Source organism: Candidatus Poriferisocius sp., assembly GCF_965208355.1.
In the GTDB taxonomy this organism is placed as follows: domain Bacteria; phylum Actinomycetota; class Acidimicrobiia; order Acidimicrobiales; family Bin134; genus Poriferisocius.
In genome coordinates this window covers 1-20,640 of record NZ_CBDBOM010000001.1, presented here as the reverse complement: position 1 = coordinate 20,640, position 20,640 = coordinate 1, and the positions used below count along the sequence as shown (strand labels likewise).

The window sequence follows — 20,640 nt, the reverse complement described above, 5'->3', positions numbered from 1 at the left end:
CATCCACCGCATCGCCCGGTTGGAAGGTTCCTTCGAACGCGGTGATGCCGATGGCCAGCAGCGAGGCACCTCGCTCCACCATCGCCCGACGAGCACCGGCATCCACCCACATCGTGCCGGTAGGGACCATGGCGAACCCGATCCACAGCTTGCGGGCGCTCAACCTCTGGGGCTGGGCAGCCACCGTGGTCCCGACTCCGGGCACATGGGCCAGAGCATCAGCGACCACCCCTGGGCGATGGGCGGCCGCGATCACAGTCCGCACCCCCGACCAGCTGGCAATGCGAGCGGCGGCCAGCTTCGAGGCCATGCCACCGCTGCCCCGGTCGGTGCCCGCACCGCCCGCCGCGGCGGCCAACTCGTCCAGCAGGCTCAAGTCGGTGATCTCCCCCACAATCCTGGCTTCGGTGTGGGAGCGGGGATCGGCGGTGTGGACCCCTTCGGTGTCGGTCAAAAGCACCAGCAGCTCGGCCCCCACCATGTGGGCTACCAGGGCCGAGATGCGGTCGTTGTCCCCCCAGCGAATGGCGTCGTCGGCCACCGCATCGTTCTCGTTCACGATGGGAACAACGCCCAGCTTCAGCAGCCGGCTGAGGGTGCGCTGGGCATGCAGATACTGGGTGCGCTCCAGAAAATCCCGGGGGGCCAGCAGCACTTGGCCGCAAATCAGCCCATAACCGTCCAAGAACTCCTGGTACAAGGCCATCAGCCGGCTCTGGCCCACCGCGGAGAGCGCCTGGAGGGTAACCGAGTCTCGGGGGCGACCCTGCTCGAAGCCGAGCACCGGCAGCCCCGCGCCGATTGCCCCGGAGCTGACCACCACCGCCTGATGGCCGTCGGCCACCGCCGCGGCCACTTCGCCGCTCAGCTTGGCCACTGCCTCGGTTCTGATGGTGCCGTCGGCCTCGGTTATCGACGACGTTCCGATCTTCACCACCACGATCACGACGACACCTCTTCATCCATATTGAGATACTCGTCGTCATCGTGGTACTCGAACTCGAAATCGCCGATCCGAGCGGTGTCGCCCGCTTGGATCCCGGCCCTAACCAGGGCCCGATCCACACCCAGCCGCTCTAGGCGACGGCGGGCGAAGTCCCAAGCGCCGGGAGCGTTCAGATCGGATAGCGCGACCGTGCGCTCCACCGCTCGGCCCACCACGACGTAGGCGCCGTCGTCGGCTCGCTCCACCCTGAATCCCTCGGGGACAGGCCGGTGGACCACCACTTCGCCTGAGGTTCCGGCGTCCCGCCCACGATCTTCCTGGGATCGGGCGGCCCGAACTGCGTCGGCCATGGCCCTGATCAGCTCAGGCAGGCCAGTGCCGGTCACCCCGGAGACGCACAGCGCTCCCGGCGGCGGCTCCAGATGGCCGGCATCGGCTTTGGACGCCACCAAGATCCGGGGCCGCTCCAACAGCTCGGGGCGGTAAGCGCCCAGTTCCTCCAACAGCACCCGCTGCTGTTCGACAGGGTCGATCTCCTCCACTGAGGCCAAATCAACCATGACCACCAGCGCCCGGGCCCGCTCGGTGTGGCGCAGGAAGCGGTGGCCGAGGCCGCGGCCCTCGCTGGCCCCGGCGATGAGGCCGGGGATGTCGGCCACCACCATCTCGAAGTCGTCGTCGGTTCGGACCACCCCCAGGTTGGGCTCGAGGGTGGTAAACGGGTAGTCGGCGATCTTGGGACGTGCGGCGGAGATGCGGGAAATCAGCGTGCTCTTGCCCGCATTGGGGAAGCCGACCAGCGCCACGTCGGCCAGCAGCTTCAATTCCAGCCTCAGCCAGCGCTGCTCCCCTGCCTCGCCCTGCTCGGCAAACGCCGGAGCCCGATTCTGATGGGTGGAGAACCGGGCGTTGCCGTGACCTCCCTGACCGCCGGCGGCGGCAAGCCAGCGAACCCCGTCGGCCGCGAGGTCGGCGAGCAACTCCCCGCTCTGGTCCTTCACCGAGGTTCCCACCGGAACCCGGACCACGGCGTCGTCACCGGCCGCCCCATGGCGGCGCTTGCCCTGGCCATGGGTGCCGTCTTTCGCCCGGCGATGAGGGTGGTCTTTGAACGCGATCAGCGAAGCCACATTGTGGTCGGCCACCAGCCAGACACTGCCGCCGTCGCCGCCGTCGCCGCCGTCGGGACCGCCTTTGGACACGTGGGCCTCACGGCGAAAGGCAACACATCCAGCGCCGCCGTCGCCGCCCCGCACATTCAGGCCGCACTCGTCTACGAACTGGGACATCGCATCCCAGACGGACCACTGGTCAGTCGGCGATGACGTCGACGAGCTTGCGGCGGCGCCGGTGGCCGAACTTGACCCGGCCGTCGGCGGTGGCGAACAGAGTGTCGTCGCGGCCGCGCCTGACGTTCTCACCGGGATGGATGCGGGTTCCCCGCTGGCGGACAATTATGGATCCCGCGGTCACCTGGGTGCCGTCGAACACCTTCACGCCAAGGTATTGGGGATTGGAGTCGCGGCCATTGCGGGTTGAACCGCCGCCTTTGGTCTTGGACATCTCTTGCTCCCTTCAGCGCTCGGGCTAGGCCTTGATCGCCGTGATCCGAATACGGGACTTCTGCTGGCGATGGCCCCACCGCCGACGCTGGTTGCTCTTGTTCTTGTAGGTGAAACCGTTGATCTTGGCGTCTTTGACCGAATCCACCACCGTGGCGGTGACCTTGGCCTTGCCGAGCTGGTCGGGGGTGGCGGACACCGAGTCTCCGTCCACCAATAGCACCGGGGTCAGCTCGACTTCCGCGCCGGGCTCACCCAGCAGCTCCACATCGAGCATCTGGCCCTCTTCAACCTTGTACTGCTTTCCGCCTGTGCGGATGACGGCATACACCTGCTTGCGCCTCGCTCACTAATTGCCGGCAGGTCCGACGAACAATCCTAGACGAAGTACCGGCCACCAACCCCAACCGTTAACGCCTCGTCGCCTCGGTCGGGCGGTGGCGGCTATTTCTTGGCGGTGAGCGCGGGGTCGAGCTCCAGCCCCCGCCCCTCACAGGTCGGGCAAGTGGTCGAGCATGACTCCAGCAGCCCCTCGCCGATGCGCTTGCGGGTCATCTCCACCAGGCCCAGATCCGAGATGTCCAACACCTGGGTGCGGGTCTTGTCCCAGGCCAGCGATTCTCGGAAGACCTTCATGACCTCTTCGCGGTTGCCCCTCTTCTCCATGTCCACGAAGTCGATCACGATGATCCCGCCGATGTCGCGCAGCCGGAGCTGTCGGGGAATCTCTTGAGCGGCCTCCAAGTTGTTGCGGAATACGGTCTCCTCCAGGCTCGAGTCACCGACGTTTTTGCCAGTGTTCACGTCGATGACCGTAAGCGCCTCGGTGCTCTCGATGATCAGCGATCCGCCGCCGGGGAGCCACACCTTCTTGTCCAGAGCCTTGACGAACTGCTCGTGTATGTGGTGGCGCTCCAACAGGCTGAGATGTTCGCTCTCGGCGTCGTAATAGTCGAGCCTCTCCACCAGCTCGGGAGCCACGCTGGACACGTAGTCGTGCACTTGGTCGAACAGGCGGCGATCATCGATCTGCACCGACCGGAAGTCCTGGTTGAATTCCTCGCGGATGACGCGAACCGCCATCTCCGGTTCCCGATACAGCAATCCGGGCACTTGGCTGCGCTTGGACAAGGCGTCGATTTCCTCCCACTGCGACACCAGCCGCTTCACATCGCGCTCCAGTTCCTCTGCGGTGATCTTCTCGGCTGCGGTGCGCACAATGATCCCGTGCTCTTCGGGCTTGCACCGGTCGAGCACTTTTCGCAGCCGCTTGCGCTCCTTGTCGGGAAGCCGCTTGGAAATGCCGTAGGTCTTGGAGTTGGGCACCAGCACCACGAATCGGCCCGGCAGCGACACCTCCTGGGTCAGCCGGGCGCCCTTGTGAGCTATCGGGTTCTTGGTGACCTGGCACATGATGGTCTGGCGGGCCTCCAACAGATTCTCGATGCGGGGCGAGCCATCGGAGGTCTCCACGTCGTCGGGGTCGAAAACCACATCGCCTCGGTACAGCACCGCATTCTTGGGAGTGCCGATGTCCACGAAGGCGGCCTCCATGCCGGGCAGCACGTTCTGAACCCGGCCCATGTAGATGTTGCCGTGGATCTCCCCGACGTCATCAGCCGGACGGGAGACGAAGTGCTCGATCAGCGCCCGGCCCTCCACTACCGCAATCTGAGTGGCTTCGGGGCGGACTTGGACAAGCATCATGTAGCGACCCACCGGTCGGCCTTTGCGGCGGCGACCACGACGGCGCTCCAGAGTCTTCTCATCCAGCTCTACCGGCCCGTCGGACACCCGGTGCTCCACCGGTTGAACCGGGCGGTTGCCTCCCCCGCGGCCCCTTCCACCTCGGCGACGGCGGCGCTTGCGGCCCCCTCCGGATGCTGAACCCCCAGAATTTGGGCCGCCCGAGGCTGAGCCCCCGGAACTTGGGCCCCCTCCGCCACCCGATCCGTTTCCGCTGGGTGCGGGGCGGGAATCCCCTACTTTGGGCCGGTCTCCTGAAGGCGCGGGGCGGGAGTCCCCAATCTTGGGCCGGTTGCCTGAAGGCGCGGGGCGGGAGTCCCCGATCTTGGGGCTGGTTTCGCTGCTACCGTCGTCGGACCGCTTGGAGGGTTCTGCCTGCCTAGTGCCGCCAGCGGACTGCTTGGCAGTCCGCTCTTTTGAGTCGCTCATTGGTGTAGTCCTTTCTCATTGCACACCAACCGTGGTGCGCTGAGCAGGGGCTGCGCCGACCTCAAGTGGCTCCAAGCGGGCGCCATCCTGCTCAATCCATTGACGAGTGCGCCGAACAAGTACCGGGCGGTAAACGGGTTCGAGTGCGGCCAATAGCTCCGACGGGCGTGCTGCCCGCGGCTGGGTCCCCAGAGTGGCCAAGAGGCGAACCCCCCGGCTCGTCGGTTCACCGACCTCCAGGGCACGCACCTGAGGGGCCATATCGTCGGTGATCTGTCGGCCTTTGCGTTCTCGCGTAACCATAAGCGTAGCCGCCCCGCACACCCGATCCACCCATCGGGCGAGATCGTCAGCGGTCACATCCACCAGTTCGATGTCCCAATCACAGCTGGTGACCGCCTGCTGCAACGACATCGCGCCGGGCATCAGCACCGCGGCTGCGGTGGTGGCGATTCCATCGGGCAACACGCTGACCAGGGCTTCCAGAACTTCTTTGACCTCTACATCGGCGCGCTTGAAGTCGACATCCAGATACTCGGCGTCCGACTCATAGCCGGTGGCCAACGCCAGCCCGAAGTGCAGCTTGGCCCGGGGCGAGAACCCCTCGGTCTGAGCCACTGGCAGCCCGGTTCGCCGCAGGGAACGCTCCCAAATCCTGGCCACATCCCGATGACTGGTGAACCGGATGCGCCCGATTTTGCTATACCGAAGCCGTATCCGAGTTCGCGGCGCCTCGTTTGGATTCACGACGAGGCCCCTGGCTCGATAACCCTCAGATCAGGCATCCAAACGCCCATCATCACGACGAGGTCTCGGCGCCCACACCGGAGAGCTGCACGGGCACCGCGGTGGGCGGTTGGTAGTTGGTGGGGACTTGGCCGGTGCCCTGGCTGCCCCCGGCGGGAGGCACCGCAGAGGCCACAATGTGCTCGATGCTGTAGCCGGTGCAGGCTCCGCAGTCATAGCACGGGGTCCACCGGCAGTCTTCCAAGCCCACTTCATTGAGGGCGTCCCGCCAGTCTTGCCACAAGAAGTCCTTGTGCAAACCCGCCGACAGATGATCCCAGGGCAGAACCTCGTCTTCGGCGCGGTGCCGGTGCACATACCAGTCCACCGAAAGGCCGTGTTTGGCCATGGCCTGCGTCCAGCGGTCGTAGTCAAAGTGCTCGGACCACTCCTGGAAGGTGCCACCCTGCCGCCACACCTCTTCGATGACCCGCCCGATGCGGCGGTCACCGCGGCTGGCCAAGCCCTCAATCAAGCTGGCCTTGGGATCGTGCCATTTCATCTGGACGCCCCGGTTCCGTTTGATGTCGTCGCGCAGCAAGAAGATCTTGCGCTGGAGCTCGGTCACCGTGTTTTGGCCGAACCACTGAAAGGGGGTGAACGGTTTGGGCACAAACCCGCCCAGAGACACCGTCACCGAGGGGTTCTTGGTGTGGGACTTGCCCAGCTCCACGCAGTTGCGGGCCAGCTCCCCGATGGCCAGGGTGTCCACATCGGTCTCGGTGGGTAGCCCGGTGAGGAAGTACAGCTTCATACGCCGCCACCCCTGGGAGAAGGCCGACTCCACTGCCCCATACAGATCGCGCTCATCGATGAGCTTGTTGATCACTTGGCGCATCCGCCACGACCCGGCTTCGGGGGCGAAGGTCAGGCCCGTTCGCCGGGCCCGTTGGATCTGGGCGGCCAGTCCCACGGTGAAGGCGTCCACCCGCAGGCTGGGCAGCGATACCGACACCTCGCCGGCGCCGCAGTCCATGGTGGCCGCCACCACCTCCTCGATCCCGCTGAAATCGGCAGTGGACAGCGACGTCAACGCCACCTCGTCATAGCCGGAGCGGGCCAAGCCGTCAGCCACCATGGTTCGGACCTGCTCTGCGGGCCTCTCCCGCACCGGGCGGGTGATCATCCCCGCCTGGCAGAAGCGGCACCCCCGGGTGCAGCCCCGGAATACCTCTACATTCAACCGGTCGTGGACTACCTCGGTGAGCGGCACCAGCTGGTGCTTGGGATAGGGCCAAGCGGCCAGATCGGCCACCGTGCGCTTTTCCACCGCCGCGGGAACATCGGCGAACCGGGGCGTGATCGACACCAGCGCGGGGCCGTCGTAGGCCACGTCGTAGAGCGACGGCACGTACACGCCCTCGACCGCGGCCAATTCTCGCAGCACTGCCTGGCGCGACCTCTTGCCGGCCCTCTTCCAATCGCGGACTACCGCGTTGATCTCCGAAACTGCTTCCTCCCCGTCGCCCAGCACGAAGAAATCGACGAAGTCGGCCAGCGGCTCGGGGTTGTAGGTGCAATGCCCCCCTGCGCCAATCAGCAAGTCGCCATCGGCCCGGCGCTCGGCGCGCACCGGCACCCCGGCCAGATCGATGCAGTTGAGCACGTTGGTGAATACCAGCTCGGCCGACAAATTGAACGCCAGCACATCGAAGTCTGCCGCCCGGCGGTGGGTGTCAACCGAGAACAGCGGGAGGCCCGCGGCCCGCATCTCGGCCTCCATGTCCACCCAGGGGGCATAGGCCCGCTCGGCCACCGCATCGTCGTGCTCGTTGAGGATCTCGTAGAGGATCTGAAGACCCTGATTGGGCAGGCCGATCTCGTAGGTGTCGGGATAGGCCAGCAGCCACGCCACCTTTGACGGGTGGTGCTCCGGCTCCACCATCCCGCCTTCGCCGCCGATGTAGCGCGCCGGTTTCGACACTTCAGGCAGCACCAGCTCCAATTTTGGCCAAAGAGACATCAGCACCAATCTACATCTGGTCTCCGGTTTTCTCCGCTCAGGTAAACCGGCGCATGCGGACGTTGAGCACTAGGCCGAGGCCAATGAGGGTGGCGATGGCCGAAGAGCCGCCGTAGGAAACCAAGGGCAGGGGAATGCCGGTGATGGGGGTGATGCCGAGGGTCATCCCCACCGCCTCGAACATTTGGAACAGAATCATGGCGAATACCCCCGAGCAGATCAGCGCGCCGAACCGGTCTCGGGCCAGGCGAGCAGCTTGGAGTATCCGCAAGAGCAAAAGGGCATAGAGACCCAAGGTGGTGGCCGAACCGACGAAGCCGAACTCTTCTCCGATCACGGTGAAGATGAAGTCGGTGTGCTGCTGGGGCACCAAACCGCTCAGGGTTTGGGAGCCCTCTCCGTAGCCGGTTCCGTGTACCCCGCCGTTGCCGATGGCGATCTGGGCCTGACGCTGCTGGAAACCGGCCTCGGTGATGCCGGTGGTGGGGTCGACAAAGGTTCGGAGCCGGTTGGTCTGGTATTCCTCCAGCATGTTGGAGTTCACCATCAACACCACCACTGTGGTGGCGATGAGGGCGATGCCGATGACCTGGCGGAAACGGATGCCGCCGATGAGCAGCAGCACGAATCCGATGAACACGTAGATCAGCGCCGTGCCCACATCGGGCTGGAGCAGAACCAGTAGGCCGGGCCACGCGACAATGCCCACGGCAAAGAACACCCGGGGCGCGCTCATATGGTCTTCGTAGCGCGACAAGAATGCGGCCACGGCGACGATCACCGCGAGCTTGTGAAACTCCGAGGGCTGAAGTTGGAAGTCGCCGAATCGGAACCACGATCGGGCACCGTTGACCTCTTCTCCCAGCGGACCCAGCACCACGATCAGCGCCAGAATGCCCACCCCGTAGATGGCCACTGCGAACTTTGCCAGCTCCTGATACGGGACCCACGCCGCGAACACCATGAACAGCGCCCCGGCCACCGCGAACAGCGATTGCCGCTCCAAGAAGAAGGTGTCGAAATTCTCCGGATCTCGTCCCCGAGTGGTGCTGTAGATGGCCCCCACGCCGATGGCGGCCAAACCAGCCGCGGCCAGAATCAAGAGCACGTCGATGTGCATCCACGGCGCGTAAGGGCTGCTACGGGGGTCCAGTTCTCGGGACCGGCGCTCCTCTATGGAGATGACTGCCATCAGGCTGCACCTCCTGATGAAGCATCCTCTCCATCCTCCTGGGTCTCCGCGCCCTCAACCGGCCCGCTCAAGTCGGCGAGATCGTCGATGGTGCGCACCGCGGGCACCGAGTCGGTGGCAAGGGGTTCCATCACGCGGCGTACTGCGGGAGCAGCCACCGAAGCCCCGAAACCCGATTCCTCCATTATCGCCACAACCACATATTCGGGGTTGGGATTGGGACCGAAGGCGGCGAACAGCGAGTTGTCGGCCTTGCCCACCACCTCGGCGGTGCCGGTCTTGCCCGCCACTGCCCACTCCTCATGGGGAAATCCAGCAAAAGCGAAATAGCCGGTGCCTTCCAACTCGCTGGTGACGCCGAGCAGGCCTTGGAGGATCGGCGTCCGGATGGAATTGGGCAAGTAGACCTGGTTGAGCACCCGGTCGGCGAAGGCCTGCACCACTTCTCCGGTGACCGGGTTCTCTATGCGGTCCACCATCTTGGGGGCATACAGCGTGCCCCCGTTGGCGAAGGTGGCGTAGCCGTTGGCCAGCTGCAACGGGGTGGCGCCCAGCACACCCTGGCCGATGGCCAAGACGATGGAGTCGCCGGTTCGCCACGGCTCTCCCGCCGCCTCAGCCGCCGATGGGGAGGGCACCCGGCCCACCCCCTCGCCGGGCAGCGCGATTCCAGATTGAGCGCCGAAGCCGAACAGCACCGCAGCCCGCTGGATGCCCTCCCGATCGAAGCGGTCGGCCCGGTCCATGGTGTCGCCCAAGTAGTAGAAGTACACGTCGGACGACACGGTGATGGCTCGGATCAGATCGACCGGCCCGTAGATGGCCTCCTCCGCGTTCTTGAAGGTACACGAGGCGATCACGTCCTCCTCGCAGGACGGCACCACGTACACCCCGGTGTCCTCGTAGAGCGTGCGGGTGTCCAACACCCCCCGGGGACCGATCACACCGCTGTTCATCGCGGCATAGGCAGTGAACAGCTTGAATGTAGACCCTGGGGGGTAGATGCCGGCCAGAGCCCGGTTGTGCAGCGGCTGGTGGTTGTTGGGGTCTTGGAGCTCTGCCCACCGATCGTCGGAGAAGCCGCTGACGAATTCGCTAGGCGAGTACGTGGGGAACGACGCCAACGCCAGCACTTCTGATCCGTTGGGATCCAGCACCACCATGGCACCGCCGGGAGCCCTGAACGGGGGATTGTTCGGATCATCGGGCTCTTGCTGGCGGGCCTCGGCCAAACCGGCCAAGAGCTCTTTCTCAGCCATGGCCTGGATGTCGATGTCCAAGGTGAGGTGGACATCGGCACCGGCAACCGGATCGACCTGTTCGATCACCCTTACCGGATCGCCGACGTTGTCCACTTCCAGGCGGGTGAAACCGGGAACGCCTCTCAACACTGGCTCAAATGACGCCTCTATGCCGGTTTGCCCGATCTCGTCATTTCGCCGGTAGGTCTTGGGATCGTCGGCCACCAGCTCGTACTGCTCTTCGCTGAGCAAGGAGACATAGCCCAGAATGTGGGCGCTCAAGTCGCCATAGGGATAGGTGCGCACACTGCGCAGGACGGTGCTCACGCCGGGAAACTCATCGGCCCGCTCCGCCAAGATGATCTCAAAGTTCTCGGTGACGTCGTCGGCCACCGGCACCGAATCGAGCGGGCCAAAACGAGAATCGGCCAACGCGTCGTTGATCTCAAACACCTTGGTGAGTCGGCCGGCCCGGCTGATCTCGGTGGCCAGGCGCAGAACCAGCGCATCTTGCCCGTCCTCGTCGAACTCGGTGTCGTAGGTGAACCGGTCCACCGTCACCACCAACGACTCCCGGTTGTCCACCAGCACATTGCCGTTGCGGTCGAAAATCCGCCCCCGAGGAGCGGGCTCGTAGAGCACCCGAACGGTGTTGGATTGCGCTTGGGCCTCAAACTCCTCCGAGCTCAAAACCTGGAGGAACCACAGGCGAGCCACGAGCGCACCGAAAGCCAACAGGGCCAACAAGGCCAGGAAGCTGAGCCTCAGGCGAAGCGACTCGGGGCTCACCGCTCTTCTCCCAGAAGCCTCGGCCAAGACCAGCGCCACAGGCCCAAAAGGGGCAGGCTCAGCACCAGGTTGTAGGCCGCAGCCACCCCCATGACCACGTACAGACGGTCGGTGTAGAGGTTGGCCTCGCCCAGCAGTTCACCCAGTACCGCGTACACCAGCAGCCCGCCGGCGGTGGCAACCGCGGCGATCAGCACGTTTATCCACCAGGCACTGCGGAAGATCCGCTCTTCCAGCAGGCCCACGGCATACCCCCACACGGTGTAGATCAGCGCGGAGAGGCCGAACAGCGTGGGCAGGTACAGATCGATGCCCAAGCCGATGACAAAACCGGCGATCGCCCCCCGCTCGGGTCCGCCGACGAGGCCGGCAGTGACTGCGATGGCCAGGGGAACCTCAGGGGCGACTCCGAGCACCCGCAAATCGGAGAACAACGCCAGATGAAGCACCAGCGCAGTGATCAAGAACAGGGTGCTTCGAGCGTACGCGCTGACCATGCTCATGCTTCTTGCCCCCGGAAATCGCAGGGAAATGCCCCTTCAATTGCCACCACGACGGTCTTGGTCATGATTCTTCAGCCAGGGGGTCATAGAGCAGAACGGTCACGAAGCTCAGGTTGTCGGTGCTGGCCGAGGGGTTCACGGTGAGTATCTGGAACAGGCGGGCTTCGTCGTAGTCGATCTCGGTGACGGTGCCAATGGGGATACCGGCGGGGTAGCGGCTGCGGTCCACACCACTGGTAACCACCTCGTCCCCAACTGCTACCTCGGTGTCGATCTCCAGCCCCTTGCCCACTACCAGCGGCTCGCCGTGTCCGCCGCCCGAGGCCAGAGCCACATCGTCGGAGCCCACCACCAACACGCCCACTTCGAAGCCGGGATCGGTGATCAGCGCCACCTGGGAGTGCCGACGGCCGGGGTCGCCGTCGATCCGACCGATGAGCCCACCCCTGGTGACCACCGGCATCCCGTTGCGGACCCCGTCTTCAGCACCCCGGTTGATCTGGACCGAATAGCGGTCGAAGTTGCCCACGTTGGCGGTAACCACCTCGGCCACAATGTTGGGGATGTCCTGCACGTAGGGCAGTCCCAGCTCGTCAAGCAGCGATTCCAGGCGAAGGGCCGCGTCGGAGTCCAGAATCCTCTGGCCTTCGAGCTTTTGCAGTTCTTGTCGCAGTTGCTCGTTCTCAGATTCCAACTCGTCATAGCCGGTGACGCCGGTCCAGGCGTCGCCGACCGGTTCGAAAAGCCGATCCGCCCCCGACCGCAACGGGGAGATCAGATCGGAGAGGGTTTCCTCGGTGCGCTGGAGGGGCTCAAAATTCCGGGCGTCCAGAGTAAGCAGGGTCGCGGAACTGAGCAGCAGAAAGATCAGGGTGACTCGCGACCGACCTGTGCGAGTGCCCGTTGCCACGGGGCCGAACCGAGCGATCAGTCGTACGACGACGAGAAGAGGAGTCCCTCGAGCGCGTCAAACTCCTCCAACGACTGGCCCGAGCCAATGGCCACGGCGTGGAGGGGATTGGGCGCCAAGCGGATCGGCATCCCCGTCTCTTCCTCGATGCGAGGGGCGAGGCCGTTCAACAGGGCTCCGCCGCCTGCCAGCACGATGCCTGCCTCCATGATGTCAGCAGCCAGCTCGGGGGGAGTCTCGTCGAGCGTCACCTTGACCGCGTCCACAATCGACCGAACCACCTCAGACACAGCCTCGCGGATCTCGGAGGTGGAGGTGACCACGGTCTTGGGCAGGCCGGTGACCATATCCTGACCCCGTACCTCGGCATAGCGTTCCTCGCTGCCCGCCCACGCCGACCCCAGCACCATCTTGACCTCTTCGGCCGTGCGGTTGCCGATGGTGAGACTGTGCTCCTTCTTCAAGAAGGCAATGATGTCCTCGTCCATCCGATCGCCGCCCATCCGGATCGACTGGCCGGTGACCACGCCGCCCAGCGAGATCATGGCTACTTCGGTTGTGCCGCCGCCGATGTCCACGATCATGTTGCCCGAGGCCTCTTGTACCCGAAGACCGGCGCCGATGGCCGCAGCCATAGGCTCTTCGATGATGTAAACCGGCTTCTTGGCCCCGGCGGAGACCGCTGCCTCCTGCACGGCCCGCTGCTCTACCGGGGTAATGCCGGAAGGAACGCAGATCACCATGCGGGGCCGCGTCAATCGTCCCGGAGACACTCGCTGGATGAAGTACCGCAGCATCTTCTCGCAGATGTCGAAGTTGGCGATAACCCCGTCTTTGAGTGGACGGATGGCCTGGATGTGGGCCGGTGTGCGCCCTAGCATCCGCTTGGCCTCTGTACCCACTGCTACGGGTACGCCATTGCTGGTTACCGCAACCACGGAGGGCTCGTTGATGAGGATGCCCTCGCCGCGGACATATACCAGCGTGTTGGCGGTGCCCAGGTCGATCGCGACATCGCGGCCCACCAATCCGCTGCTGGAAGAGAACCGCCGCTTCACCATGGGGCAAGGTTAGAGCAGCCGACCCGAAACCGCACACCGGCCAAGAGGCCGCGCTTCACAGGTTGGGAAAGAAGATGCCGATCTCGCGCTCCGCGGAGGCGTTGCTGTCGGAACCGTGGACGAGGTTCTCGGTGACTTCGAGCCCGAAGTCACCCCGGATCGTCCCCGGAGGGGATTCCAGGGGGTTGGTGGCCCCCATCATGGAGCGGACAACGGCATAGACGTCTTCGGGCCCTTCGACCACCACCGCCACCGATGGGGAGCGGCCGATGAACGCCACCAAATCGGGGTAGAACGGGCGGGCTACATGCTCGGCGTAGTGGCGCGCGGCCAAATCGGCGTCAATGGTCAGCATGCGCATAGCCGCGATGCGCAAACCCCGGGCCTCGAAGCGGGACAAGATGGTTCCCACTAGGCCCCTCTCCACCGCATCAGGCTTGCACAAAACAAGTGTCCGATTCACCAGTGGAGCCCTTTCGAGTGTGCCGCTAAATCAATCACCGGCTGCACCCTACTGATCGCGCGAGGTCAAGTGAAGGCGGGCCGCGCCAGCGGTGTACAAGGAGCCGGTGACCACCACCGCGTCCTCATCGGCGGACAGCACCAGAGCCCGTTCCACTGCCTCGGCCACATCGTCGGCCACCTCGGCGTCGATCCCCCGGCGCCGGACCGCCTCCGCCACCTCCGCGGCCGGTAGCGCCCGCGGCCAGTCGGGAGCACAGCACACCACCAGGTCGCAGCGGGCACCGGAGGCACCGATAGCAGCCAGCATGGCATCGGGGTCCTTGTCGCGCATCATGCCGACTACCCAAGTAACCGTGCCCAAAACGGTGAACTGGTCGGCCAGGGTGGCGGCTGCCGCGGCCAGGCCGTCAGGGTTGTGGGCCCCGTCGATCACCACCAGGGGCTGGCGGGCTACCACCTCGAACCGAGCCGGGACCGCCACATCGCCCAGAGCGTCCAGGACCGACTCATCCAGCTGTTGTCCCACCAGGGCCTCGAACGCGGCGATGGCCAGTGCGGCGTTGTGCCCCTGGTGGGCTCCGAACAGGCTGACGTAGACGTCGTCGTAGCAGTCTCGGGAAGTGCGAACCGTGATCTGCCGCCCGCCCATCGCCGGACGGTTCTCCACCAATTCGAAGTGCTGGCCCGCGACCAACAACTCCTCGGGTGACTCCTCAGCAGCAATTGCCACCAACTCGGCGTCCATCGGCCCCAATACGGCGGTGGCGCCGGAATGGAGGATGCCCGCCTTCTCCCCCATCACCGCTGCCTCCCAGCCGAGGCGGCCATCGGTGTGGTCGCGGCCGATGTTGGTGATGACACCCACCCGGCTGTTCACCACGTTGGTGGCGTCGTAGCGGCCCAGCTTGCCCACCTCCACCACAGCCAGGTCCACGGCAACATCGGCGAACCAGCGCAAGGCGGCTGCGGTCACCAGCTCAAACCACGAGGGCAGGCTGCCGGCGTGGCCGGTGGCCAGATGATCCTCCACCAGCCGCAGATGGCCCAAGAGCTCGGCCAGCTCAGCATCGCTGACGGGATCGCCGCCCACGCTCATGCGCTCGTTGATGCGCTCAACGTGAGGGCTGGTGTAGACCCCCACGGTCATCCCCCATGCCTGGGCCAGCGCAGCAGTCAGCGCGGCCACTGAGCCTTTGCCGTTGGTGCCGGAGATGTGGACGGCCGGGTAGTCGGCCTGGGGTTCTCCCAGCGCAGACAGCAGCCCCCGCATGGGGGCCAGCGACAGACCGTCGGTGTCGCCTGCCGTAGCCTCCAGATTGACATGGCCGTCCAGCCACGACTGGGCCTCGGCCAGGGAGGGGAAGAACGCCTGATTGTCCATCCCCACGCTCAGCCGGCCGTTGGGCTCAACCGGTCCTTGGAAAGGGCCAAGTGGTCAGCTGGCCTGGCGCCGGGACCGGTCGGCAGATCGGACCTTGGCCGCGTTGAGCAGTTGGGGTGATTCCTCGCCGCGGACGGTCTCGGCGCCGACCACGCACTGGACCACGTCGTCGCGGCTGGGCAGCTCGTACATGACGTCGAGCAAAACCTCCTCCAAGATGGCCCGCAGTCCCCGAGCGCCGGTATTGCGGCTGAGAGCCAGCTCGGCCACCTCCGACAGGGCCTCATCGCGGATGACCAGCTCCACGTTCTCGAACTCGAAGAACTTGCAGTACTGCTTCACCAATGCGTTCTTGGGCTCGACCAGAATCCGCACCAGCATGTCTGGCTCGAGGTGGGAAACCACACCAACCACCGGCAGGCGGCCGATGAACTCGGGAATGAGGCCGAACTTGATCAGATCCTCAGGCTGGACTTGGGTGAACATCTCACCGTGATCCCGCTCTGCCTCAGAGCGGATGTCGGCACCGAAACCAACCCCGACGTTGCCCACCCGATTCTCGATGATCTGCTCCAACCCGGCGAAGGCGCCCCCCACGATGAACAGCACGTTGGTGGTGTCGATCTGGATGAACTCCTGATGGGGGTGCTTGCGCCCGCCCTGGGGCGGCACCGACGCGGTGGTGCCCTCCAGGATCTTCAGCAAGGCCTGCTGCACACCCTCGCCGGAAACGTCCCGGGTGATCGACGGGTTCTCGCTCTTGCGGGAAATTTTGTCGATCTCGTCGATGTAGATGATGCCGGTCTCCGCCTTCTTGACGTCGTAGTCGGCAGCCTGGATCAACTTGAGGAGGATGTTCTCCACGTCTTCGCCCACGTAGCCGGCCTCGGTCAAAGCGGTGGCATCGGCGATGGCGAACGGCACGTTCAGCATCCGGGCCAGGGTCTGGGCCATTAGCGTTTTGCCGCACCCGGTGGGGCCGAGCAGCAAGATGTTCGACTTGGAAAGCTCCACCTCGGGGTCGGAGGAGCCCATCTGGACCCGCTTGTAGTGGTTGTAGACCGCCACCGACAAGATCCGCTTGGCGTGTTCTTGGCCGATGATGTAGTCGTTCAAGAAGGAGTAGATCTCCTGGGGCTTGGGAAGCTCCTTGAACCCGACGTCGGCGCCTTCGGCCAGCTCCTCCTCGATGATCTCGTTGCAGAGGTCGATGCACTCGTCGCAGATGTAGACGCCGGGGCCGGCGATCATCTTCTTCACCTGCTTCTGGGTCTTGCCGCAGAAGCTGCACTTGAGAAGTTCTCCGCCCTCTCCGAACTTAGCCACGATTCTTGCTCCCCCTACCGAATGGCCGTTATGGGGCCGGCGGCTTCAACGGCGTCACGCGACGAGATGACCTCGTCGATGAGCCCGTATTCCTTGGCATCCTCGGCGGTCATCACGTAGTCGCGGTCGGTGTCCTGTTTGACCTTGTCAAGATCCTGGCCGGTATGGCGGGCCAGGAGCTGTTCGAGCTGGTCCTTGAGCCGCTGGATCTCCCGCGAGGCGATCTCGATGTCGGACACCTGCCCGGACGCCCCCGCGTAGGGCTGGTGGATCAGCATTCGGGAATGGGGCAGCGCCAGGCGCTTGCCTGGAGCCCCCGCGGCCAAAAGCACGGCGGCGGCCGAGGCCGCCTGACCGAAGCAGATGGTGGTGATGTCGGGCTTCAGGTATTGCATGGTGTCGTAGATGGCGAACATGGCGTTGATGTCGCCGCCCGGACTGTTGATGTAGAGGTTGATGTCTTTGTCGGGATTCTCCGACTCCAGGTGCAGCAGCTGCGCGCAGATGAGGTTGGCCACGGTGTCGTCGATCGGCGTGCCCAAGAAGATGATGTTCTCCTTGAGCAGACGGGAGTACAGATCGAACGAGCGTTCACCCCGGTTGGTCTGCTCGACCACGACTGGCACCATGTAGTTCTGAGGGTTCATTTGCTTTAGCTCTCGATGGTGGTGGGGGGAAGCTCGGACTCGTCGTCCAGATTCAGGCTAGACCGCTCAATGGGGTTTCCGTCGGGATCTTTTATGTCGACCCGCTCCAATACCCATTCCCGGGTCTTGCGCATCTTTGCGTCTAATCGTACCCCCTTGAGGCTGCTTTCATCGTGAGCGAACACCGATGACTTCAACTCATCGACGGTCTGGCCCACCTGGGCAGCCAGCATGGCCAGCTCGAAGTCCACGTCCTCATCAGCGGCTTCGATGGACTCCGCAGCAGCCACCGCCCGCAGGGCCAAGTCGGTTTTTGCCTCCTGAAGTGCGGGTTCGCGCAGCGCTTCGGCCATCTCCTCCACGGTCTGGCCGATGGCTTCCAAATAGGCGTCCATCTCGACGCCCTGGCTGCCCAGGCGCATCTGGAGGGTCCGCATGCGGTGCTGAACTTCGGCATCTACCAGGGCCTCGGGGATGTCGTCGGCAACCAGCTCGGCGAGCTGTTCTCCCACCTGTGCAGACAGTGAATTCAACGCGTTGGCCCGCTTGGCCCGGGCGATGTTCTCGGAGACGTCGGCCCGCAGCTCCTCCGCGGTGTCGAACTCCGAGGCCTCTTGGGCGAATTCGTCGTCGAAATCGGGCAATACCGTCTCCTGCACCTCCTTGACCAGGATGCGGAACCGCAACAACCCGTCTTCATCGGGGTCGGGATGCTCGGCGTTGAACTCCAAGATGTCGCCGGCCTTTGACCCGCGGAGCTGATCGTCGATCTCCGGCACCACGGCCCCTTGGCCCACTTCGTAGGCGTAGTCGTCCACGGTGAGGCCTTCGACTTCCTCGCCGTTGTAGGTCCCGTAGATGTCCATGGTCACATTGTCGCCATCGATCGCCGGCCGGGTGACCGGGGCCAGCTCGCCGAACTGCTTGCGGAGCTGGTCCACCTGCTGGCCGACCTCCTCGTCGGTGGGCAGCGGGCTGGGCACCTCGGCTTTGAGCTGGTCGTAGCCGGTGATTGAGATCAGAGGGCGCACTTCGACCACCGCGTCGAAGCTCACCGGTCCATCCTCCGCCCCGCTGGTGATGTCGATCTCCGGGGGGGCGATGACATCGACGTCGTGGTCGACGACGGCCTGGGCGTAGTACTCGGGAACGGCGTCGCTGAGGGCCTCTCCCCGGGCCGCTTGGGGACCCAACCGGGCCTCCAGCACCCGGCGGGGGGCTTTGCCGGGGCGGAACCCGGGCAAGCGCACTTGGCGGGCGAGTTTGCGGAAAGCCTCGTCCAGCTTCTCCTCGAATTCCTCCAGATCGATGTCCACCGACACCTTGACCCGGTTGCCCTCCAAGGCCTCCACCGTGCTCTTCACAAGTTGGGCATTCTACCGGCGACCCTCCGAATCCTCGTGTCGTAGCCGGTAGCCGCGATGGGTAGATATCATTGACGACCAGCCCCGCGGGTGTAGTTCAGTGGTAGAACCCCAGCCTTCCAAGCTGATGACGCGAGTTCGATTCTCGTCACCCGCTCTCTTCGAGTACCCACCGTTGGGCGGCGTCAGAACTGGAAATAGATGTAGTCGGCGACCCCTTCGGGACCAAGGGCCACCACAACCATGATCCACACCGAGAAGCCCACCGCTGTCACACCCATCGGAACCTTGGCCAATGCCTCCGACCCCTTCTCGGCCCAGGCTCGGGGGAAGAACTGAGCAACTAGGGCGGCCACGATGGCCAGGGCCACCAGCGGGTTCAACAGCTCAGGACCGGTGTCCCAACCGGAGAAAAGCCGAGCCAGCACATCGCCGGTGCGGTCGAGGGTCTCGCTGTTGAACAGCACCCAGCCCAGACACACGAAATGGAAGACCCAGAACCGCCGTATCCATAACCGGACGGTGCCGGAAGGGAGCCACCGCCGGCCCAAGAAAGCGAGTTGCCGTGGCTTCCGGGTTTGGCCGGCTTCTGTCCGCCAACGCTCCACCGCCAAACCAACGCCGTGGTAGACGCCCCAGAGAACGAACGCCCCGGCCGCGCCATGCCACAATCCCCCCAGAGCCATGGTGAGAAGCAGGTTCCTATAGGTGGCCAGGCGTCCCTTTCGGTTGCCGCCCAAGGGGATGTAGAGGTAATCCCGCAGCCAGCGGGACAGCGTCATGTGCCACCGCCGCCAGAAGTCCTGAATGGAATCGGCCGTATAGGGCAAGTTGAAGTTCTGGGGGAAGCGGAACCCCATCAGAAGGGCCACGCCGATGGCCATGTCGGTATAGCCGGAGAAATCGGCGTAGATCTGCACCGCGTACCCGTAGATCCCAGTGAGCATGTCCAGGGCGCCGTGCTCACCGGGGGCATCGAAGGCATCGTTCACCACCGCTCGAGCCAAAAAGTCGGCGATCACAACCTTCTTGAACATGCCCCGGCCGATGAGCTTGACGGCGTGGACCACCTCTGCCCGGTCAGGGCGGGTGTGGGACCGCAGTTGGGGCAAGAATTCGGTGGCCCGCACGATGGGCCCGGCTACGAGCTGGGGGAAGAACGACAGGTACACCGCGAAGTCGAGCAGCGTTGCCTCCTCGGTGCGACCCCGGTGCAGATCCACGATGTAGCTGATGGCCTGGAACGTGAAGAACGACACCCCCACCGGCAGCACAATGTCGAGGGCGGGACTGGAGATTCCCAGGTTGCGGTCGAGGCTGTCGGTGAAGAAGTCGTAGTACTTGAAGAAGGCCAACACGCCGAGACTTAGCGTGACCCCGCCGGCCACCGCCGCCTTGCGAACCCATTCGCGGCCCGCACGCACGTTGATCGCAGCGGCAATCGCATTTCCCAAGGTCATGCCCACCAGCAGCAGCACAAAGCGGGCATCCCAGGCGGCGTAGAACCAGTAGGAGGCCCCCAGCAAGAACAGCTTCCACGGCACCGGCCACCGCCGCAGCGCCCACGCCACCGGCAGCACCACCGCGAAGAACACGGCAAAGGTGAACGTAGGAAACAGCACCGCCGCCGACCCTATCTGCCGCTGTGCAGAAGCCGCGTCACACCGCGCCCCTGGCAGGATTCGAACCTGCGGCCTGATGATTAGAAGTCAACTGCTCTGTCCGGGCTGAGCTACAGGGGCGGGCTGGCGCGTTTGCCAGTCATTTCGAGTGTATTGCCCAGCCGAGCCCGGCCCGCGCCGGGTTTGGAGCGGCGAGCAATGACAACAGCGGCTGGGCAGGCTATCGGGGGTAGCGTCGGAAGATGGCTGATGCTGAGGTTCTAACCACTGCCGGCGGAGTGGCGTTTGTGCGCACGCCCGAGGAGCGATTCGCAGGACTCGACGACTATCCCTACGAGCCGCGCTATGCCGACATTGATGGCCTGCGGTGGCCTATGTGATGGCAGAGCCAGAGGGGGACGACGACGATGCGGCCACGATCTTGCTGCTGCACGGGGAGCCGACCTGGGGGTACCTGTACCGCAAGATGATTCCGCCGCTGGTGGCCGCCGGGTACCGGGCGTTGGTTCCCGACCTGATCGGCTTCGGGCGCTCCGACAAACCGGTGGAGCGTTCGGCCTACACCTATGAGGGCCACGTGGGGTGGATGCGGCAGTTCCTCGCCGCCACCGCTGGGGAGCGGGGCGCTGGTCCGCTGCACCTGTTCGGACAGGACTGGGGTGGGCTCATCGGACTGCGGGTGGCCGCCGAGAACCCCGATCTGGTCG

Annotated in this window: 18 protein-coding genes, 2 tRNA genes and 1 pseudogene; 2 read left to right on the top strand and 19 right to left on the bottom strand. The window is 64.8% G+C overall.

What is annotated here, in order from left to right; genetic code table 11:
* From proB to tig, 17 genes are all read right to left on the bottom strand, one after another.
* A partial coding sequence (gene proB / locus ACOGXH_RS00105; RefSeq protein ID WP_419927085.1) for a glutamate 5-kinase occupies positions 1-946 on the bottom strand: 946 nt, incomplete at its 3' end.
* Positions 943-2,235 (bottom strand): GTPase ObgE, encoded by a 1,293-nt coding sequence (gene obgE / locus ACOGXH_RS00100; protein WP_419927084.1) that lies wholly within the window; start codon positions 2,233-2,235, stop codon positions 943-945. The genes obgE and proB, both read right to left, overlap by 4 nt.
* 22 nt (positions 2,236-2,257) lie before the next feature.
* Entirely contained in the window at positions 2,258-2,509 is a 252-nt protein-coding gene (rpmA, locus tag ACOGXH_RS00095) for a 50S ribosomal protein L27 (RefSeq protein WP_419927083.1), read from the bottom strand.
* A 24-nt stretch (positions 2,510-2,533) separates the two neighbouring features.
* Positions 2,534-2,839, bottom strand: a complete 306-nt coding sequence (rplU, locus tag ACOGXH_RS00090) for a 50S ribosomal protein L21 (RefSeq protein ID WP_419927082.1) — start codon at positions 2,837-2,839, stop codon at positions 2,534-2,536.
* 113 nt (positions 2,840-2,952) lie between these two features.
* A complete protein-coding gene (locus tag ACOGXH_RS00085) occupies positions 2,953-4,302 on the bottom strand; it encodes an Rne/Rng family ribonuclease (RefSeq protein ID WP_419927081.1) in 1,350 nt (449 codons plus the stop codon).
* Positions 4,303-4,698: 396 nt separating this feature from the next.
* Entirely contained in the window at positions 4,699-5,430 is a 732-nt protein-coding gene (locus ACOGXH_RS00080) for a TIGR03936 family radical SAM-associated protein (protein WP_419927080.1), read from the bottom strand.
* Between the two features lie 52 nt (positions 5,431-5,482).
* A complete protein-coding gene (locus ACOGXH_RS00075) occupies positions 5,483-7,432 on the bottom strand; it encodes a TIGR03960 family B12-binding radical SAM protein (RefSeq protein ID WP_419927079.1) in 1,950 nt (649 codons plus the stop codon).
* A 37-nt stretch (positions 7,433-7,469) separates the two neighbouring features.
* The gene (gene rodA, locus ACOGXH_RS00070; protein WP_419927078.1) at positions 7,470-8,624 is read right to left on the bottom strand and encodes a rod shape-determining protein RodA; all 1,155 of its coding nucleotides are present in this window, start codon (positions 8,622-8,624) and stop codon (positions 7,470-7,472) included.
* On the bottom strand, positions 8,624-10,654 hold the full coding sequence (gene mrdA / locus ACOGXH_RS00065; protein WP_419927077.1) for a penicillin-binding protein 2: 2,031 nt from the start codon (positions 10,652-10,654) through the stop codon (positions 8,624-8,626). The genes rodA and mrdA overlap by 1 nt, the downstream gene beginning before the upstream one ends.
* A complete protein-coding gene (mreD, locus tag ACOGXH_RS00060; protein WP_419927076.1) occupies positions 10,651-11,151 on the bottom strand; it encodes a rod shape-determining protein MreD in 501 nt (166 codons plus the stop codon). Before mreD ends, mrdA begins: the two co-directional genes overlap by 4 nt.
* 67 nt (positions 11,152-11,218) lie before the next feature.
* Positions 11,219-12,067, bottom strand: coding sequence for a rod shape-determining protein MreC (gene mreC, locus ACOGXH_RS00055; RefSeq protein ID WP_419927075.1), 849 nt, complete (start codon positions 12,065-12,067; stop codon positions 11,219-11,221).
* Between the two features lie 17 nt (positions 12,068-12,084).
* Positions 12,085-13,128 carry a rod shape-determining protein gene (locus ACOGXH_RS00050; protein WP_419927074.1) on the bottom strand — a complete coding sequence of 348 codons (1,044 nt, stop codon included), beginning with the start codon at positions 13,126-13,128 and terminating at the stop codon, positions 12,085-12,087.
* A 55-nt stretch (positions 13,129-13,183) separates the two neighbouring features.
* A complete protein-coding gene (gene ndk, locus ACOGXH_RS00045) occupies positions 13,184-13,591 on the bottom strand; it encodes a nucleoside-diphosphate kinase (RefSeq protein WP_419927073.1) in 408 nt (135 codons plus the stop codon).
* A 48-nt stretch (positions 13,592-13,639) separates the two neighbouring features.
* Positions 13,640-14,974, bottom strand: a complete 1,335-nt coding sequence (locus tag ACOGXH_RS00040) for a bifunctional folylpolyglutamate synthase/dihydrofolate synthase (RefSeq protein WP_419927072.1) — start codon at positions 14,972-14,974, stop codon at positions 13,640-13,642.
* 54 nt (positions 14,975-15,028) lie between these two features.
* Positions 15,029-16,300, bottom strand: a complete 1,272-nt coding sequence (gene clpX / locus ACOGXH_RS00035) for an ATP-dependent Clp protease ATP-binding subunit ClpX (RefSeq protein ID WP_419927071.1) — start codon at positions 16,298-16,300, stop codon at positions 15,029-15,031.
* 14 nt (positions 16,301-16,314) lie between these two features.
* Entirely contained in the window at positions 16,315-16,947 is a 633-nt protein-coding gene (locus ACOGXH_RS00030; protein ID WP_419927070.1) for an ATP-dependent Clp protease proteolytic subunit, read from the bottom strand.
* 5 nt (positions 16,948-16,952) lie between these two features.
* The gene (gene tig, locus ACOGXH_RS00025; RefSeq protein ID WP_419927069.1) at positions 16,953-18,311 is read right to left on the bottom strand and encodes a trigger factor; all 1,359 of its coding nucleotides are present in this window, start codon (positions 18,309-18,311) and stop codon (positions 16,953-16,955) included.
* 86 nt (positions 18,312-18,397) lie between these two features.
* Here tig and ACOGXH_RS00020 point away from each other — a divergent pair.
* Positions 18,398-18,468: transfer RNA gene (locus tag ACOGXH_RS00020), tRNA-Gly, on the top strand.
* A gap of 28 nt (positions 18,469-18,496) precedes the next feature.
* Here the strand turns inward: ACOGXH_RS00020 and ACOGXH_RS00015 are convergent.
* A complete protein-coding gene (locus ACOGXH_RS00015; RefSeq protein WP_419927068.1) occupies positions 18,497-19,933 on the bottom strand; it encodes an MBOAT family O-acyltransferase in 1,437 nt (478 codons plus the stop codon).
* Positions 19,934-19,978: 45 nt separating this feature from the next.
* Positions 19,979-20,053 (bottom strand) — tRNA-Arg (locus tag ACOGXH_RS00010).
* A 122-nt stretch (positions 20,054-20,175) separates the two neighbouring features.
* On the opposite strand from ACOGXH_RS00010, the pseudogene ACOGXH_RS00005 reads away from it, so the two are divergent.
* A pseudogene (locus tag ACOGXH_RS00005) lies at positions 20,176-20,640 on the top strand (alpha/beta fold hydrolase); the annotation flags it as partial.